The sequence below is a fragment of the Gilliamella sp. wkB195 genome, assembly GCF_001690445.1.
GTDB classification, from domain to species: Bacteria; Pseudomonadota; Gammaproteobacteria; order Enterobacterales; family Orbaceae; genus Gilliamella; species Gilliamella apicola_E.
This window is the reverse complement of record NZ_LZGP01000011.1, coordinates 426,114-445,408: the sequence shown is the minus strand read 5'-3', so window position 1 is coordinate 445,408 and position 19,295 is coordinate 426,114. Positions and strand designations below refer to the sequence as shown.

14 protein-coding genes, 3 tRNA genes and 2 rRNA genes are annotated in these 19,295 nt (G+C 34.9%); 14 read left to right on the top strand and 5 right to left on the bottom strand.

Translation table 11 applies throughout. From position 1 onward, the window contains the following. The 5 genes from A9G08_RS04130 to A9G08_RS04110 form a co-directional block, all read left to right on the top strand. Nucleotides 1-610: ribosomal RNA gene (locus tag A9G08_RS04130) — 23S ribosomal RNA — on the top strand; the annotation flags it as partial. 151 nt (nucleotides 611-761) lie between these two features. Next, nucleotides 762-877 (top strand): 5S ribosomal RNA (rrf, locus tag A9G08_RS04125). A 32-nt stretch (nucleotides 878-909) separates the two neighbouring features. Beyond that, nucleotides 910-986 (top strand) — tRNA-Asp (locus A9G08_RS04120). A gap of 8 nt (nucleotides 987-994) precedes the next feature. Beyond that, nucleotides 995-1,070 (top strand) — tRNA-Trp (locus A9G08_RS04115). Between the two features lie 134 nt (nucleotides 1,071-1,204). Continuing rightward, complete coding sequence (locus tag A9G08_RS04110) at nucleotides 1,205-1,543, top strand: DUF413 domain-containing protein (RefSeq protein ID WP_065562455.1); 339 nt, start codon at nucleotides 1,205-1,207, stop codon at nucleotides 1,541-1,543. A gap of 4 nt (nucleotides 1,544-1,547) precedes the next feature. Here A9G08_RS04110 and A9G08_RS04105 read toward each other — a convergent pair whose 3' ends face one another. The 3 genes from A9G08_RS04105 to znuC form a co-directional block, all read right to left on the bottom strand. Beyond that, a complete protein-coding gene (locus A9G08_RS04105; RefSeq protein ID WP_065562454.1) occupies nucleotides 1,548-3,071 on the bottom strand; it encodes a YifB family Mg chelatase-like AAA ATPase in 1,524 nt (507 codons plus the stop codon). A gap of 119 nt (nucleotides 3,072-3,190) precedes the next feature. Continuing rightward, entirely contained in the window at nucleotides 3,191-3,991 is an 801-nt protein-coding gene (gene znuB / locus A9G08_RS04100) for a zinc ABC transporter permease subunit ZnuB (protein WP_065562453.1), read from the bottom strand. After that, nucleotides 3,991-4,761 (bottom strand): zinc ABC transporter ATP-binding protein ZnuC, encoded by a 771-nt coding sequence (znuC, locus tag A9G08_RS04095; protein WP_065562452.1) that lies wholly within the window; start codon nucleotides 4,759-4,761, stop codon nucleotides 3,991-3,993. The genes znuB and znuC overlap by 1 nt, the downstream gene beginning before the upstream one ends. Before the next feature lie 94 nt (nucleotides 4,762-4,855). Here znuC and znuA point away from each other — a divergent pair, with 94 nt between their 5' ends. The 9 genes from znuA (at nucleotide 4,856) to A9G08_RS04050 (ending at nucleotide 16,195) form a co-directional block, all read left to right on the top strand. Continuing rightward, entirely contained in the window at nucleotides 4,856-5,788 is a 933-nt protein-coding gene (znuA, locus tag A9G08_RS04090) for a zinc ABC transporter substrate-binding protein ZnuA (RefSeq protein ID WP_065562451.1), read from the top strand. Nucleotides 5,789-5,817: 29 nt separating this feature from the next. Continuing rightward, nucleotides 5,818-7,179: a murein DD-endopeptidase MepM gene (gene mepM, locus A9G08_RS04085; protein ID WP_065562450.1), complete on the top strand. Its 1,362-nt coding sequence runs from the start codon at nucleotides 5,818-5,820 to the stop codon at nucleotides 7,177-7,179. Nucleotides 7,180-7,302: 123 nt separating this feature from the next. After that, nucleotides 7,303-9,627, top strand: a complete 2,325-nt coding sequence (gene mrcB / locus A9G08_RS04080) for a bifunctional glycosyl transferase/transpeptidase (protein ID WP_065562449.1) — start codon at nucleotides 7,303-7,305, stop codon at nucleotides 9,625-9,627. A 13-nt stretch (nucleotides 9,628-9,640) separates the two neighbouring features. Continuing rightward, nucleotides 9,641-10,450, top strand: a complete 810-nt coding sequence (gene mutM, locus A9G08_RS04075; protein WP_065562448.1) for a bifunctional DNA-formamidopyrimidine glycosylase/DNA-(apurinic or apyrimidinic site) lyase — start codon at nucleotides 9,641-9,643, stop codon at nucleotides 10,448-10,450. A gap of 358 nt (nucleotides 10,451-10,808) precedes the next feature. After that, a complete protein-coding gene (gene tolB / locus A9G08_RS04070; RefSeq protein WP_065562479.1) occupies nucleotides 10,809-12,104 on the top strand; it encodes a Tol-Pal system beta propeller repeat protein TolB in 1,296 nt (431 codons plus the stop codon). Nucleotides 12,105-12,275: 171 nt separating this feature from the next. Beyond that, nucleotides 12,276-12,749, top strand: a complete 474-nt coding sequence (gene pal, locus A9G08_RS04065; protein WP_065562447.1) for a peptidoglycan-associated lipoprotein Pal — start codon at nucleotides 12,276-12,278, stop codon at nucleotides 12,747-12,749. Nucleotides 12,750-12,816: 67 nt separating this feature from the next. Beyond that, entirely contained in the window at nucleotides 12,817-13,560 is a 744-nt protein-coding gene (gene ybgF, locus A9G08_RS04060) for a tol-pal system protein YbgF (RefSeq protein WP_065562446.1), read from the top strand. A gap of 136 nt (nucleotides 13,561-13,696) precedes the next feature. Then, nucleotides 13,697-13,772, top strand: a tRNA-Lys gene (locus A9G08_RS04055). Nucleotides 13,773-14,089: 317 nt separating this feature from the next. Beyond that, nucleotides 14,090-16,195: a TonB-dependent receptor gene (locus A9G08_RS04050; protein ID WP_065562445.1), complete on the top strand. Its 2,106-nt coding sequence runs from the start codon at nucleotides 14,090-14,092 to the stop codon at nucleotides 16,193-16,195. Between the two features lie 52 nt (nucleotides 16,196-16,247). On the opposite strand, the gene pepT is transcribed toward A9G08_RS04050, so the two are convergent. Both pepT and A9G08_RS04040 read right to left on the bottom strand, forming a co-directional pair. Beyond that, nucleotides 16,248-17,477, bottom strand: coding sequence for a peptidase T (pepT, locus tag A9G08_RS04045; RefSeq protein WP_065562444.1), 1,230 nt, complete (start codon nucleotides 17,475-17,477; stop codon nucleotides 16,248-16,250). A 21-nt stretch (nucleotides 17,478-17,498) separates the two neighbouring features. After that, nucleotides 17,499-19,058, bottom strand: a complete 1,560-nt coding sequence (locus tag A9G08_RS04040; protein ID WP_065562443.1) for an AbgT family transporter — start codon at nucleotides 19,056-19,058, stop codon at nucleotides 17,499-17,501. Between the last annotated feature and the right edge of the window lie 237 nt (nucleotides 19,059-19,295).

Here is a 19,295-nt window from a genome sequence, read left to right as displayed (position 1 = left end):
GTTAGCTAATCCTGGTCGGACATCAGGAGGTTAGTGCAATGGCAAAAGCTAGCTTGACTGCGAGAGTGACGGCTCGAGCAGGTACGAAAGTAGGTCATAGTGATCCGGTGGTTCTGAATGGAAGGGCCATCGCTCAACGGATAAAAGGTACTCCGGGGATAACAGGCTGATACCGCCCAAGAGTTCATATCGACGGCGGTGTTTGGCACCTCGATGTCGGCTCATCACATCCTGGGGCTGAAGTAGGTCCCAAGGGTACGGCTGTTCGCCGTTTAAAGTGGTACGCGAGCTGGGTTTAGAACGTCGTGAGACAGTTCGGTCCCTATCTGCCATGGGCGTAGGAAAATTGAGAGGGTTTGCTTCTAGTACGAGAGGACCGAAGTGAACGCACCGCTGGTGTTCGGGTTGTGATGCCAATTGCATTGCCCGGTAGCTACGTGCGGAATAGATAAGTGCTGAAAGCATCTAAGCACGAAACTAGCCTCGAGATGAGTTTTCCCTGAAGAGATTCAGTAAGGTCCGTTTGAGACTAAGACGTAGATAGGTCAGGTGTGTAAGTGTAGTGATACATTGAGCTAACTGATACTAATGAACCGAGAGTCTTAACCTTACAACTCGGAGTTGTTTTGGGATACGCGAAGTTGAGATTAAGAAATCATCGAAAGATGGTTAAAGATTAATAAAACAGTTTGTTCCGGATTGAGCGATTGGTGAAGATATGTGATAATCATCATCAGTTGAAAAAGAGAAGACAGAATATGTCTGGCGGTAATAGCGCGGTGGTCCCACCTGACCCCATGCCGAACTCAGAAGTGAAACGCCGTAGTGCCGATGGTAGTGTGGGTATTACCCATGTGAGAGTAGGGTGCCGCCAGACTTTTAATTTATAAACACACCAAAAAATACGGTGGAGCGGTAGTTCAGTTGGTTAGAATACCTGCCTGTCACGCAGGGGGTCGCGGGTTCGAGCCCCGTCCGTTCCGCCACCTTATCTAGGGGCGTAGTTCAATTGGTAGAGCACCGGTCTCCAAAACCGGGTGTTGGGAGTTCGAGACTCTCCGCCCCTGCCATAAAAATAATAGATTTGTTCTAATTTTAGTCATTTATTCAATTTTATTTATATAAATAAAAAAATTTTGTTTACAGATTAACTTTGTCAATTATAATTCCCGCCCAACAACTTTTATAATCTAGAGGATATAACATGGCTGAAAGTTTTGTAAGTCAACAACGTTTTTTTGATAATAAGAATTATCCAAGAGGATTTTCTCGTCATGGCGATTTTACTATCAAAGAAGCACAGATCTTAGAAAAATATGGTTGTGCTTTTAGAGATCTCGATGCAGAAACTAAAAAGCCAACTACATCAGAAGAGAAATCTTTTGTTGCAGTTTGTAAAGGGAAAAAGGAACCAGTTACAGATTATGAAAAAACATGGATAAAGTACCTTTCTAAAATTAACAAACCAAAACGTTTTCACACGTTATCAGGTGGAAAACCTCAAGTTGACGTGAGTGATGACTTTGTCGATAGTGATGATTAATTTATTAGCCAATATTTTTGTGCATTTGAATTAATAATCTATCCATAGAACGATAACTCAGTGCTTCTGAAATATGTTTTCGTTCTATGCTCTTTGAACAATCTAAGTCGGCGATAGTCCGAGATACTTTTAATATTCTATGCCAAGCTCGAGCAGAAAGTCCTAATTTAATTAAAGCCTGTTCTAAGTACTCATTATCTTCATCAGTTAACAAACAATGAATTTGAATTTCTTTTGGTGATAATTGGCTATTTAACTTTTTATTTCTTATCATTTGAATTTTTCTAGCATCTATAACTCTTTTTTTCACTTTATCAGTTGGTTCAGTTACACTAACTTTTTGACTTAGTGTACCTTTAGGTAGTAATGGTACTTCAATTGATATATCAAAACGATCTAAAAATGGACCAGAAAGTCGATTTAAGTAACGTATAATTTGTTGTGGTGTTGTCCTATTATGAGTTCCATGATAATGACCCGTAGGGCTAGGGTTCATGGCGGCAATGAGTTGAAACTTTGCTGGAAATTTTATTTTTGCATTTGCCCTAGATATAACAATTTCTCCCGACTCAATGGGTTCTCTTAAGGCATCTAATACTTTACGGTTAAATTCTGGTAATTCATCTAAAAATAACACTCCATTATGGGCTAATGAAATTTCTCCTGGTTTAGGAATTGAGCCGCCACCAACTAAAGCTGCTGCTGATGCACTATGATGTGGGGCTCTAAATGGCCTTTTACGCCAATTTTGAATTGAACCATTAGCGCTAACAAGACTGGTGATTGCTGCACTTTCAAGTGCTTCATCATCTGATAATGATGGTAATAATGAAGTTAACCGAGTGGCTAGCATCGTTTTACCAGTCCCTGGTGGACCAATTAACAATAGATTATGTCCACCTGCAGCGGCAATTTCTAAGGCTCTTTTAGCATGTTCTTGACCAATTATATCTTGTAGGTTAATTATTTGCTCATCATCATCTTTGTATTCTCTGTATTCAACAGTAGGTAAATTAATTTCATTGTATAGATATTGGCATAGTTCTAATAAATTATGCGTAATTAACGTATTATTATGATGGATTAATGATATTTCAGATTGATTTTCTCTAGAAATAATCAATGTACGATTATTTTTTTTAGATGATATAGCAGCAGGAATAGCACCTTTTACAGCCTTAATCTCCCCAGATAAGGCTAATTCACCTAAAAATTCATATTTAGCTAGATTATCGTTAGGTATTTGTTCGGTTGCTGCAAGAATAGCGATAGCTATAGGCAAATCAAAGCGACTACCTTCTTTAGGAAGATCTGCTGGAGATAAATTAACAGTTATCTTTTTTGCTGGAAATGTAAAGCCACTATTAATAATAGCGCTTCTAACTCGGTCTTTAGATTCTTTAACCGTTGCTTCAGGAAGACCAACCAGAACGAAACCTGGTAATCCATTACTAATATGTACTTCAACATTAATTTGAGGTGCTTGTATTCCAATAGAGGCTCTTGTATAAATAATTGCGAGAGACATAGTTTTGTCTTCATTAGTTTCTGATTTTTAGCACTTTATTAGTAATTAAATAATGTGAACAAACAGAAAACTAAAAATGCGTGTTCTCTCGCAATAAATTTTCTAATTTTACTGATATTTTAATTTTTAGTTCTTAAAAAGAATTTAGAAATAAATAATGATATAAAAAATAAACAAGTATTACTTAATACAACAGAAGGACCTGTTGGAGTATCATAAATTAATGAAAACAGAATCCCACCCAAAATAGATAGCATCCCAATTAATATTGCAAAAAATGCCATTGATTCTGGGTTTTTAGCATAATATTTTGCTGTAGCAGCAGGAATGATTAATAGTGCAGTAATAATTAAAGCTCCAACAAATTTCATAGCAATACCAATTGTTAATGCTAAAAGTATTGTAAGCATAAATTTTGTTAGTGGTACATTAATGCCATGGCTAAAAGCTAGTTCCTCACTAACAGTGATAAATAAAAATTGATTCCAACGCCATATCAACAGAATTCCAATTATTACTACACAAATTAAAATCTGATAAACATCAAACATTGTTATAGATAAAAGATCACCAAATAGATAACCCATCAAATCAATGCGTATACTATTCATTAAACTTATCACAACTAAACCAAGTGAAAGAGCGCTATGAGCTAAAATACCCAGTAATGTATCAACAGGTAGTTGTTTTTGAGATTCTAACCATAACAGCCCGATAGCTAATATCAAAGTCACTAAAACGACGGCATAGAATAAATTAATATCAAAAAGGAAGCCAAAAGCAACGCCTAATAATGCTGCATGGGATAAAGTATCTCCAAAATAAGACATTCTTCGCCAAACAACAAATGTACCCAATGGACCTGTTAAACACGATAAGCATAAACCTGCAAGTAAAGAGGGTAAGAGTAACTCAATCATTATTTTGTTCCTCTTGAATCAGGTAATATAATTTTTCGATTATGATCATTGTAATGCTGGCAACAATCATTATTGTGATGGTGCTTATATAAAGCGAATTGTGATGCGCCGTGAGGTCCAAATAAAGAAACAAATTCTGGATCGTTTGAGACACTAGCCGGTGTTCCTGAACAACAGATATGATGGTTTAAACAAATTACTTCATCTGTTTTTGCCATAACTAAATGTAAATCATGTGAAACCATTACAACACCACAACTAAACTTCGTTTTAGCATCAATAATTAAATCATACAATAGCACTTGTCCATTTACATCTACACCTTGTGTAGGCTCATCTAAAATAAGTAGTTTTGGGCGTTTTGCTAATGCTTGAGCAAGTAGCACTCGCTGTAACTCCCCGCCTGATAATTGATGCATAGATCGATCAATCAGGTATTGAGCTTTTACTAAAGATAATGTTTGGATGATATCATCATAACTTAATTGTTTATTTAGCTGCATAAACCGTTTGACGGTTATAGGTAAAGTTGGATTCAAATTTATTGATTGAGGGACATAACCGATAGTCAAATCAGAAGCACGTTCAATGGTGCCTGTTGTAGGTGAAATTAATCCTAAAATAACTTTGACGAGTGTTGATTTTCCTGCACCATTTGGACCTAGAATCGTAATAATTTGGCTTAAGTTAATCGTCAATGAAACATCATATAATATTTTTTGTTGATTTATTTTAACCGAAATATTATTTAGAGCCATTAATTGTGTCATGATATCGATAGTCCTTGCCGATCAATATGTTATGTTATATTATAACAATAATGTGGTTTTATTCCATCATATTTTATAAATATTGGATGACAAAGTGAAAAATTTAACTAAAAACATCAGGCAAGTTCTACGTTTTCTTGCTCAACTTACGCTAATCGTTATTGGATTAACAAATAATGTTAATGCTACTGTAATTTCCTCAGTAAGGCCGATAGGTTTTATTACTGAAGCAATTGCATCAGGTGTAACAAATACAGATATACTATTGCCGGATGGCGCATCTCCTCATACTTATTCATTGAAACCCTCCGATTTGGCTAAAATTAAGAATGCTGATTTAATAATTTGGGTTGGTGAAGATATGGAAGTTTTTATGCCAACGGTTTTAAAAAATGTTGGTGAACACAAGCAGATAGAATTAATGGATATTCCCGAAATTAAGAGTTTGCTTAGAACCAATCATCACGATGAAGAAATACCTCATGATGATAATGATCATCATCATGGTGAATATGATGAACATATATGGCTTTCGCCAAAAATTGCTAAAATTATTGCAAAATCAATCCATGATAAGCTTATAGAACTGTATCCTAATAAAGTGCAGTTGCTTGATGCAAATCTGAACGAATTCATTACAAATCTATCAGAAACAGAACAAAACATTGCAAAAAAACTAATTAGCGTACAAAATAGAGGGTATTTTGTGTTTCATGATGCATATGGGTACTTTGAATCACAGTTCGGATTAAAAAATCTAGGAAGTTTTACCATAAACCCAGCAGTACAGCCTGGCGTTCAAACTGTCTATGCAATTCAAAAAAAGCTAGCGGAACATCAAGCAGTCTGTGTTTTTAGAGAGCCACAGTTTAGCCCTGCAGTTATAAAGAAGTTAGTAAATGGTACAAATGTTAAAATTGGTGAATTAAATCCATTAGGGACAGGTATCATTGTCGAAAAAGGTGCCTATTCACACTTTTTATTAACATTAACTCAGGAGCTGTTGGATTGTTTAGATAAAAAATAGTTTAGATTATAAGATAGTTAAGGTTAATTTTGGCACAGCAGATTAAATCCCCTAATATTGCAAAAAATAAATTCAAAATTCCCTATTTTTCAGTGTTAGGAGCCCTTGTTGTTGTTATTTTTATAACTATATTGTGGCGCCCTTTAAATTTAGATCGCACAGTGTACGTTCCTCTAAATTCTCAAGCTCAAACTACAGTTACAGATACGCCTTCGTCTTCGCTTGTTATTGGCGATGGGCGAATTGATATGCTTAGTGATAAATCTAAAACTGACAATGTTACAGAGTCGTCTGATGTTCCTGAAGATGATATAGCTAAAGACGAATTAGATGATCTTGCTGAAGAAAAAGATAACACGGTGCAATATACCATTTCACGTGGTGATACATTACACGATATTTTGAATCGTTATAATGTAAATAAAAATGATATTGCACAGTTAACAGGTAAGTATAAACAACTAGCCAATTTGAGAATTGGTCAGCAGGTTAGTTGGACGACCGATGATAATCACAATTTGCTCACTTTTAACTGGACAATATCAACTAATAATGTTCGAATTTTTGAAAAGTCAGGCAATCAATTTATAGAAAGTACTGAGACTGTAGAAGGTGTCTCACAAAATAATGTTATTAAAGGTGAGCTGAAATCCAGTTTTGTAGCTGATGCGCGTAAAGCTGGTTTAACGAGTAATGAAATTGGAATTATTACACGTGCATTGCAGTGGCGTTTAGATTTTCGACGTTTAAAAGTAGGCGACAAATTCGTGGTATACTTATCTCGTGAAATGCATGGAAATCGTTTATCCAATAGTAAATTACTTGGTGTTCGCATTAAAAATGGATCTAAAGATTATTATGCGATTCTAGCTGATGATGGTAAATACTATGATATTAATGCAGGTAGTTTATCTCAAAGTTTTTTCCGATATCCTTTAGCTAAAAAAGCTCGAGTGTCATCAGGTTTTAATCCTCGTCGGTTAAATCCAGTTACAAGAATAGTTACACCGCATAATGGTGTTGATTTTGCAGTATCTAGAGGAACGCCAGTATTATCTGTAGGAAATGGGGAAGTTGTTATTGCAAAATACAGTGGCTCAGCAGGTAACTATGTTGCTATACGCCATGGTAGGCAATATATGACGTCATATATGCATTTAGACAAAATTTTAGTAAAACCAGGTCAACAAGTTAAACAGGGTGACAAAATTGGTTTATCTGGTAATACAGGGCGTTCTACAGGACCACATTTGCATTTTGAATTACATATCAATAATAAACCTGTTAATCCATTAACAGCAAGTTTACCGATTAATGAAGGTTTAACCGGTAAGTCTAAAAAAGCATTTATAGAAAAAGTTAAAAATATTCAGCCACAACTTAGTTTTTAATTGATTTTCTATATTTAACTATATTATTTAAACTAAAATATCTTATTGATAAGAAGCTCAATACTCCATTAAAAGTTATGTTATTATAAGTTAATTTTATTTAATCTTAATATTGGGTGCAGTTTGAACAGACCAACTAAAAAGAAATCGACTAAAAAAGCTTCAAAAAAAAATAAGAAATCATTGTGGCGTCGACTTTGGTCGTTGCTTTTCAAATTATGTCTTATCTTTGTTGCTGTAACTGTCGTTTATGGGATTTACTTAGATCAACAAATTAAAGAGCGTATAGATGGTAATGTTTGGGAATTACCTGCGGCTGTCTATGGACAGATAGTCGACCTCGAGCCAGATAGTGATTATAGTCTTAGTGATGTTGTTACTTTGCTAAAAGGTGCACAATATCGTCAGCAAGATAGTAAAGCAACTCGACCAGGTGAATTTATTGTTCAAAATGGTGCTGTTGAAATTTACCGTCGTCCATTTACTTTTCCTGATGGTGAAGAAAAAGCTTTTCGTGTCAAAATTACTTTCTATGAAAACAGGATAGATCGCATATCTAATTTAGACACAGGTCGTGATTTTGGCTTACTTAAGATTGATCCTAAATTAATAACGATGATGCATTCCCCAAATGGTGAACAACGGCTTTTTGTGCCTTTAAGAGAATTTTCTGACTCGTTAATAAAAACCTTAGTTGCAACTGAAGATAAACGTTTTTATGACCACCATGGTGTAAGTTTATATTCTATTGGTCGAGCCATATATGTTAATTTAACAACAGGCCGAACTGAAGGTGGAAGCACACTAACACAACAAACGGTTAAAAACCTCTTTTTAACTAATGAGAGAAGTATCAGTCGTAAAATACGTGAAGCCTATATGGCTATCATTTTAGATGCTCGATATAGCAAAGAACGTATCTTAGAACTTTACTTAAATGAAGTCTATTTAGGTCAAGCTGGTAGTGAAGAAATTCATGGTTTCCCATTAGCAAGCCTCTATTATTTTGGTCGCCCAGTTAATGAATTGACATTAGACCAGCAAGCTGTATTAGTAGGCATGGTAAAAGGTGCTTCGTACTATAATCCTTGGACTCAACCGCAACAAGTAATTGAACGTCGTAATGTTGTATTAAAACTTGCTGAGCAACAAGGAATTATTGATGAGGAATTATATAATTTACTTAGCCAACGCCCACTTTCAGTTTTACCAAAAGGTGGAGTGATATCACCGCAACCAGCATTTATGCAAGTTGTCCGTAGTGAGCTGAGAAAACAGTTGGGTGATAAAGCAGACCACCTGTCAGGAATGAAAATTTTCACCACATTCGACCCAGTTGCTCAGGCTGCAGCAGAACAATCGGTTACGGATGAAATAGAAACGTTACGTAAATCGACTAATAAAGAATTACAAACAGCAATGGTTATTGTGAGTCGTGAAACAGGTGAAATCCGTTCTATTATTGGTAGCGCTGAGCCACGTTACCCTGGTTATAACAGAGCGTGGTTAACTAGACGAGCAATTGGTTCACTGGCAAAACCGTCAACCTACTTAACTGCATTAGGTCAGCCAGAACGTTATCAGCTTAATACTTGGTTAAACGACAACCCATTATCAATCAAACTTGATAACGGCGGTTATTGGCAACCGAAGAATTTTGATCGGAAGTTTCGCGATAAAGTGATGTTAATTGATGCATTAGCTCTTTCACTTAACGTACCTACAGTTAACTTAGGTATGTCATTAGGTTTAGACGCAACTAAAACGACTTTACAAGCATTGGGGGTACCTGAAGATCGTATCCCTAATTTGCCTTCTCGCTTATTAGGTGCTCTAGAGTTAACACCATTAGAAACAGCACAAATGTTCCAAACTATTTCCAATAATGGCCAACGTGCACCGCTCACAATACTACGGTATGTATTAACTGATAAAGGTGAACTTGTTTATCAAAATTACCCGCAACAAATTCAAGCGGTTTCTCAGCAATCCGCTTATTTAACCTCTTACGCTATGCAACAAGTCGTTGAATCAGGAACATCACGTTCATTGAAAGCTAAATATGGATCATTCAATTTAGCTGCCAAGACTGGAACAAGTAATGATTCGCGTGATAGTTGGTTTACTGGTATTGATGGAAAAAATGTTGCAATCATTTGGATAGGGCTTGATGATCATTCACCTATGAAATTAACAGGCGCTACAGGTGCATTAAAAATATATAGTGAATACTTACAAAATAATCCACCGAAAAAATTACAACTTCCAGTACCACAAAATATCTTTATGGTACCTATTGATAGTAGTGGCCAATGGCAGTGCGATGGAGGAGGAGTAAGGACTTTACCTGCATGGACGGTCAATCCGCAAAGTTTATGTGCTGTTAGTTCTCAAACTGAGACAAATCAATCGGCTCCTAGCTGGGTTACTGACATGTTCAATAATTAAATGAGATTATTAAATGCCTGAATTACCAGAAGTAGAAACTAGTCGGCGTGGTATTTTACCTTATTTAAAAGGCCAAATTATCAAACAAGTTGTTGTTCGACAACCCAAGCTTCGTTGGCCTATTGATGTGGCTATTTCCGATGCTCAAGGTCAAATAATCATAGATATCAAAAGACGTGCTAAATATTTATTATTACAGTTGACGCAAAATTGGATTGTAATTCATTTAGGTATGTCTGGTAGCTTACGCATAGTAAAATCAAACCAAAGACCAGATAAACATGATCATGTTGATTTGGTATTAGAAAATGGTGTGACATTACGTTATACCGACCCAAGGCGTTTTGGGTCGTGGCTTTGGACTAATTCTATTGATGATCTTAAACAATTGAAGCATTTAGGATTAGAACCTCTAAGCGAGGAGTTTTCAGCAAACTATCTTTTCGAAAAAGCGACTAATCGAAATATTCCTATAAAAAGCTGGATTATGGACAACCATATTGTGGTCGGTGTTGGTAATATTTATGCTTCAGAATCATTATTTATGGCAAAAATTAATCCGCATCGGAAAGTAAACAGTTTAACTTTAAATGAATTTGAACGATTAGTCACAGCAATTAAACAAGTGCTCACCAAATCTATAGAACAAGGTGGTACTACACTTAAAGACTTTGTTCAATCTGATGGTAAACCGGGTTATTTTGTACAAAAGCTCCAAGTATATGGTAGAGAAGGCGAAAAGTGTTTAATTTGTAAATCTGACATAAAGTCTCATCGAATAGGCCAACGCAATACATTCTATTGTGAAAAATGCCAAAAATAGCAAATTTGAAAATTTATTCTTATTGATCATTCTTTAATCTCTTTAGCCTGATTATATTTAATTTAAATAAAAATCTTTGGCGATTACTTTTAACTCCTCACAAATCAGAATAGTATAGTAAATAAGTGACAGTAATTGCGAATATAAGAATAATAAATAATTTATATAGAAAAATCTTTTTTACTCAAATAGCTATGGACTTGTTACGCAATTTCGGCTATCTTTCACGCTGATATTTATATTTTGTAAAGAGTGACACCATTTAATTGTTAAAAGGTTTATCTTTTTGTATCTAAATACGGTTGTTATACTTATTTTAACTTAAATATATTTCTTTTTGATTAAGGAATTTAAGATGATCAAATTTGCTTCTCGCTTTTTGATAGCTTGTTTTGTTTTTTTATATACAATGATAGCTACTGCTGAAGTTAGAATTATAATCACTGATGGCGTAAGTTCTGCTAAACCAATTGCGGTCATACCATTTAAATGGACAGGTAGCGGTGAACCTCCACAAGTTGTGGATAATATTATTGCTTCTGATTTACGCAATAGTGGTAAATTTAATCCAATTGATGTAGCAGCAATGCCGCAAAAACCAACTACCGCTTCTGAAGTCAATCCTAGTGTTTGGAGCAATATTGGTATTTCTGCCGTTGTGGTCGGAACAATACAACCTGATGCATCAGGAAAATATCTTATCACCTATCAATTAATTGATACTGTTGAACGTCCTGGCGCTGTCTTAGTTGAAAATCAATTTTCTATTGAACAACGTTGGTTACGTTATGCAGCCCATACTGCAAGTGATGAAATCTTTGAAGCGTTAACTGGTATAAAGGGTGCTTTTAGAACACGTATTGCCTACGTTGTTAAAAATAGTAAGGGTCCTTATACACATGAATTACGTGTATCTGACTATGACGGATTTGATCAAGTCACCGTACACCGTTCAAAAGAACCATTAATGTCACCAACATGGTCACCTGATGGCAAAAAAATAGCATATGTAACTTTTGAAAGTGGTCGTTCTGCATTAGTGTTAAAAACATTAGAAAGTGGTGCAGTTGAAACTATTGCATCCTTTCCACAGCATAATGGTGCACCAGCATTTTCACCAGATGGTAGCAAATTAGCTTTTGCCTTATCAAAAGGGGGTAGCTTAAATTTATATATGATGAATTTAAGAACTAAGAAAATTACACAAATTACCTCTAGCCGCAGTAATGACACTGAACCTTCATGGATGCCTGATAATGAAACTATAGTTTATACATCTGATCAGGCGGGACGTCCTCAACTATATTCAATTAACATTAATAGTGGAGCATCACAACGTATAACTTGGGATAATACGCAGAATCAAAATGCTCGCGTATCTCCAGATGGTAAGTTTATTGCTGTGATTTCTACTAATAATGGTGAGCAACATATTACTCGATATGATCTAGAAACGAATACTTATCAACGATTAACTGATACGTTTTTAGATGAAACACCGAGTATTGCTCCAAATGGCACTATGATTATCTACAGTTCATCGCAAGGTTTAGGTACAATTTTAAATCTTGTTTCAACTGATGGTAATTTTAAAGCAAGGTTACCAGCGACTGATGGACAAGTAAAATTCCCATCGTGGTCACCTTATTTATGAGGAACGACTAAATTTTAAGCAATAATATAATTATTAAAATTGTGTAAATGTGAAGGTCGTTATAATATATACTTCTAATCTTTCTAGTTGGTAACAGGTGTTACTTTGAAGTTGGTTAGAAGTATACAAAATATAAATAATAATTTATTTAAACACAAAGGAGTTAATTCAATGCAATTTTCTAAATTTCTTAAGGTAGCTGCAGTTGCTTTACCATTAATTGCTGTGACAGCATGTTCTTCAAACAGCAGCAGCAAAGCAGGTAACGGTTCTTTATCTAAAGAAGCTCTAGCTCAATTACAAAAATTACAACAAATCAATACAGTTTATTTTGATTATGATAAATACAATGTTAAATCAGAATATTCAACATTATTAAATGCACATTCAATCTTTATGCGTGCAAATTCATTCTTAAATGTTGTTATTGAAGGTCATGCCGATGAACGTGGTACTCCAGAATACAATATCGCGTTAGGTGAACGTCGTGCAGCAGCAGTTAAATCTTACTTACAAAGTAACGGTGTTTCTGGTGAACAACTTTCAATCGTTTCTTATGGTAAAGAAAAACCAGCAGTATTAGGTCACAACGAAGCAGCTTATGCTAAAAACCGTCGTGCAGTAATTACTTACGCTGGATATTAATCCCATCTTATGACGGCTGATTTATCAGCCGTTTTTTATGTTTAAGTTCACGTCGAGTTTATATAATATGTATAAAAAAATACTCACATTGTCCTTATTTTTATTATTTGCTGGATATGGTTGTGCTGCTGGTAGTTCTGATGTGGATAGAACAATACAAGCACAAGGACAGTTGATAATCCAGAATCAACAAAAAATTAATGATCTACAATCTGATGTAGATACACTTCGTGGTCAATTGGAAGAAACTAAGCATCAACTTAACCAAACAATTGAACGCCAAAAAATGATATTACAGCAAATGACTAATGGGACAGGATTCTCATCAAATCCAAATGATGAAACCCAAGGTGACAGTTCTGATTCAACATCAAGCACTGATGCTGGGGCATCGCCATCATCATCTTCAGGTTTATCTGGATGGTCTACTTCAGGTGATGATAAAGCGGATTATAATTACGTCATGCAATATATTAATGATGACAAACAGAGTGATGACGTAATTATAGCCTTTCAAAATTATCTAAAAGCCTACCCAAAGACAAGTTACCGTGCAAATGTAAATTATTGGCTTGGTCAACTTTGTTATAAAAAAGGTAAAAAAGATAATGCATCATTTTATTACGCAACAGTAGTAAAAGATTTTCCATCTTCTCCAAAAGCAGCAGATAGCCTTTACAAAGTGGGTTTAATTTTACTTGATAAAGGTGATAAAAAGAATGCCAAAACTGTATTTCAACAAGTCGTAAATAAATACCCTAAAGATAAAAAGACAGTTGAGCTAGCAAATAAAAAAATAGCATCGTTATAATAAAGTGTATAAATAACCAGCTATTGAATAAAAATAGCAATAAAAGGGTTGCACCGCCTTATAATTATAAGTATTATAGCAACCCGAAATTGCTTGAAGTGATAAGTAATAAAGCAGAAAGTAATTCTATCAAAATGGGTTGTTAGCTCAGTCGGTAGAGCAGCGGACTTTTAATCCGTTTGTCGAGCGTTCGAATCGCTCACGACCCACCACTTCCTCTTACATAATGAATTTATCCTCCACTAGACATACTAAACTTGTCGTTTGGTGATCTGATTAAAAATCTATTTTAATAAAATCCACTGTTAGCTATTAGAAGATGTTTCATAAAAAAATCAAATAATCAAAATATTACCATATCATCCACTAATTAACTTAGTGACTTTCAAATCAAATTTATATTTTTATAAAAATATGATTTAAGGTTTATATTGAAAGTCGTCAAGATAGAAAAAAGTTGTAATCGCAAATAACAATCATTATCATTAACAACTATTGTTTTAAAATTAATCAAACAATAGGAAAAATAATGAAATTAGTTAATCAATTAGTCTTGCCATGTAGTTTGGGCTTATTTACTTTTATAGCTTACGCCCAAGATAAAGTTAATGATGATATTGAAACTATGAAGGTAGTCGCTAAGGATAATAATGATCAGCGTATAAAACTATCATCAACTGCAACTAAAACATCCTTTGAAATAAAGGATATTCCTCAAACCATTAATTCGATTAATGTTGAACAACAGAAAATTTATGGACAAAATGACCTCAGTGTTATTGTCAATAAATTACCCGGAGTCGATGCAACTTATGATATGCGAGATGAAGGTATCAAAATTAGAGGGTTTTCTGCCAGTTCTGGCGATATTTACCGAGATGGTGTCCGTGCTAGCGGACAAGTTAGACAAAGTACAGCTAATATAGAGCGAATTGAAATTTTAAAGGGACCTGCTTCGGTACTTTATGGTCGAGGTTCAGGTGGTGGAATCATAAATATGATCAGTAAGCAGGCAAATTTTGATTCACCGTCTACCTTGAGTTTACGAGGGGGATCTTGGGATAAATATGGTGGAATGATAGATGTTAACCATGTTTTAAGTGATGAGCTTGCCATACGAATGACTATAGATCACCAATCAGATAAAGGCTTTCGTAAAGGCATTAAACAACGAGATACAATGGTTTCGCCAAGCGTCTTGTATGATAATCTAAACGGATTTAATTGGTTAGTACAATATACAAATGATAAATTATGGCGTAAACCAGATAGGGCGCCGGCTTATTATGATTTACCAAGAGGTGTTTCAATCAAAACGGCCTATGCTCACCCAGATGATTATGTGAAAGATAATTTTAATTCGTTACGTTCGGTGATGGGATATGAATTTGATCATCATTGGTCTATTAAATTAACAAATATGTATCGTAAAGCAGACCAAAATTTCGATCATCTTTATGCTGGTAATTATTGTGATTGGAATGGGAAATTAAACAATGGTAAGCCGTGTAATTACAAAGGTAAATTAAAATTCCGTCGAGCTTGGCAAGAAACTTCGAACAAAACCTACAGTAATACTCTTGATTTAGCCGGTAAATTTAATACTGCAAGTATTGCCCATGATATGTTAATTGGGGTTGAATATAACATTGAAAAAAGGGAACCACGATTAGCTTTAGCTAGCCAATATCCTGAAGCAGTGGATCCTTATCATCCTCATTGGCGCTCTAAAAAGCCTCACTTCACAACATTGAATACCAAAACTAATCATAAAGCTACTTCTAAAGGGTTATATTGGCAGGATCTCATCAGCTTTACAGAACAATGGAAATTACTTGCAGGATTACGTTATGATAATTATGAATTTGCTTCAGATAACAAATTGAATCATCAAAATCGGTCATATGATGGTCACACTTTAAGTCCACGTATTGGATTAATTTGGCAACCGATTGCGTCTCAAAGCTTTTATGCTTCGTATAGTAAAAACTTTGCACCTTATGGTGGTAGAGGTTTAATAACCATAGCTACAGATTTTAAAACTGTTTATGATGATAAGCCTCAGTATTCACGTCAGTATGAAATCGGTATCAAAAGCGATTGGTTTAATGATAAGCTCTCTACTCAAATCGCACTCTATAATCTTGAACTCTATAATGTTAGGTATCAACCTGACTCGGTCAATGATCCTTATAATTGGCAAGTTAGAGGTAGTGATCGCAGTCAGGGGATAGAGTTGAGTGCTATTGGACAATTAAGTAAAAATTGGTATATCAATAGCGGTATTGGTTATCAACAAGCTAAAGTGCATAAAGATAAAAAAACACCAGCTAACCAAGGAAAATACCTATCTAATACAGCTAAACATAGTGGCTATCTAAGTGTTCGCTACCTTCCACATGAAGATTGGTTCACGGAAGTGGGATTTGATTATAAAGGTTCAATGTATAATGATGATAAAAACCTCGTTAAACGCTCTGGATATGGAACATGGAATGCCGCAATCGGTTATCAAACACGATCTGTTGATCTAACCTTAGCATTAACCAATTTATTGGGTAAAAAATATTGGCGCTCAAGTAGTATGCCAGGCACTCCTCGCGCATTTTTATTAACTGCAAGTTATAAATTATAATATTCGATAAGTATTTTTAAGAGGGAATGGTATTCCCTCTTGTTGATTATCTTTAAACTTTCGCCGCTAATTCAATAATTTTCATCGTGACTTCGAATGATTTCAAGAATGATGATAGTGGTAAAAATTCAAAGCAAGAATGAAAGTTGTGTGCACCAGTAAAATAGTTTGGTGTGGTGAGTCCTCTTGCTGATAGTGCTGAACCATCTGTTCCTCCACGCATGGCGATAGTATTTGGTTTAATACCCAATAATTCAAATGATTGGTAAATCAAATCAATACAACGACGATCATCACCTAAATAATTAGCAATATTGCTATAGATATCAGTAATTTGACATTCAATTTTTGCTTTAGGATATTTACGACTAATAAAACTAACCACATCTTGAATGTAAGTTTTACGAGCTTCATATCGAGTTAAATCAAAATCACGAATACTCATTTTTAATGTAGTTGTGCTTTGGTTACCAATAATATCATTAAACCAAAAGTATCCTTCTTTACCTTCGGTATGTTCAGGTGTTTCAAAGCTATCAAAACAGTTAATAATATCATTCGCGATGCGAATTGGATTGATCAAGACATTTTTTGCTGACATAGGATGAGCAGATACACCCTCAATTTCAAACGTAACCGAGCCAGCATTGAATGTTTCATAAACGACTTCACCCAATTCACAGCAGTCAATGGTATAAGCAAAATCAGGTTTAAAACGTTGCAGATCCAGTTTTTTGGCGCCATTTAACCCAACTTCTTCATCTGGCACGAAAGCAACATAAATATCACCATGTGGGCAATTTTGCTGTTGCAACTGATCTAACATGGTCATGACAATTGCAATTGCTGCTTTATTATCAGCGCCTAGAACACTGGTACCATCTGTAACGAGCAGCTCTTCATTGAGATACTTCTTCAACTCTGGATGTTCTGCCACCTTAAACCAAATATCTTTGTCTTTATTTAATAAGATATCTTCACCAGTAAAAGTCACCCTTTGTGGATTAATCTTCTCTGACAGTGCGACATCTACAGTATCAAGATGCGCAACAAAGCCAATTTTTGGCGCATTAGGTTGGTTACCGGTTAATTTCGCTGTCACAATACTATGTTCATCAAGGTGAACATCTTGTAACTTCAAATCAATTAACTCTTGTTCAAGTTGTTTTGCTAAATTAGTTTGTCCTGGAGTAGAGGGCACAACTGCCGAGCCAGCTTTGCTTTGGCTTGGAATACTTACATAACGTAAAAATCGTTTAACTAATTGTTCGGTAATATTCATGATTAAAATCCTTATCTGCGATTAACTAGTTATTGGAGGATAGACATAACCACTATCAAAACCGATAGGAAGACCTAAAAACCAAAACAGTAATAAATTTATTGTCAAAGCAATTAGGAGAGCTGCCGTATATGGGATCATCATCGAACTCAAAGTACCCACACCAGTGTTTTTACAATACTGCTGACAATAAGCAATGATCAAAGGATAAAAAGCAAACATAGGCGTGCTGACATTAACTGCTGAGCTGATACGATAAGCAGCTTGGGTTAATTCTGGCGAGATCCCCACTGACATAAGCATCGGAACAAAAATCGGCGCTAAAATAGCCCATTTGGAAGAGGCTGAAGTGATTAACACATTAAGCAGACTAGTTAGAATGATTACGCCAAAAATAGTTACCACTGATGGCAAATGTAATGCTTTTAAAAACTCAGCTCCGCCAATAGCAATTAAGGTACCAATTTGTGAGTTTGAAAATACATATAAAAATTGCGCACAAAAGAAAGCAAAAACAATAAATGGAATAAGTGACTTAGTGATATTTTCCATTGATTTGACTATATCTCGCGATGATTTAAATGCGCCAGTGATAAAGCCATGAATTAAGCCTGGTATTGCAAAAAATACAAATAACAACGGCACAATAATTTGCATGATTGGAGCTTTGTTACTCGTCATACTACCATCGGGTGCGCGTAATAATGAATCTTCTGGTAATAAAACCAATACTAAACTGACAGCAATAATTAAAAAAACAGCTGATGCAATTTTAAATGCTTTATTTTCAATTGGTGAAATCTCAGGAGAATCAGCAATGTTATCTAATTGAATATCATTGTTTAAAGGCATTGTGGCATTTAAGCGAGGCTCAACAATCTTATCTGTAACAAACCAGCAGGCTATCAATACAAAGAAAGTACCACCAAAACTTAAAAAGTAATTACAAAGAACATTGACTTGATATGTTGGGTCAATAATTTGAGCGGCGCTTTGTGTAAAGCCTTGCATTATTGGATCAATAATTGACGGGGTATAGCTTGAACTAAAACCTCCAGCTAATCCTGCAAATGCAGCAGCAATCCCCGCTAATGGGTGACGCCCTGTCGCATAAAACATCATTGCTGACACAGGCATTAAAATTACATAAGCAGAGTCTGACGCGATATGACAAACCATACTGACAAAAATAACTGATGGAGTAACCAGTTTTTTAGGTGTGATAGCTAATAATTTTTTGAGCAGAACATGAATATAGCCACTGCTTTCAGCAATACCAATACCCAATGTAGCTACAATAGTAATTCCAAGAGGTGGAAATGAGACAAAATTTGATACAAGTTTTGTAAAAAAGGTAACTAATTGGTTTGGTGCTAACATATTTACTACTGCCAGTTTTTCTTGCGTTACTGGATTAATATAATTAAAGCTGACAAAAGAAAGTAATAATGAAGCAACCAGACAAATTATTAATGCATAAAAGAAAAGAGTTGTAACATCAGGAATTTTGTTTCCAATTCGTTCTATTGTATTTAAAAATCCACCAGTTTTTAATGGTGACGTATTTTTTATTTGATTCATGAAAAAAAGTGTAAATATTATTCGGGAAAACAATGTAACATAGTTTAATAATGTAAGTAAACAATGCGTTGGCGCGATTTTAATGACTTAAAAAACCCCGTTCCTCAACTTTTTTTACATTATTTTTACTTATGGGATTTACTAATTTTGAATTTTCTTTAATGTGCATAATATTGAATATTTCGCTAGTATAGAATTCCTGTTAACGATGACATTTAAATTTATTGTTTTTAATCA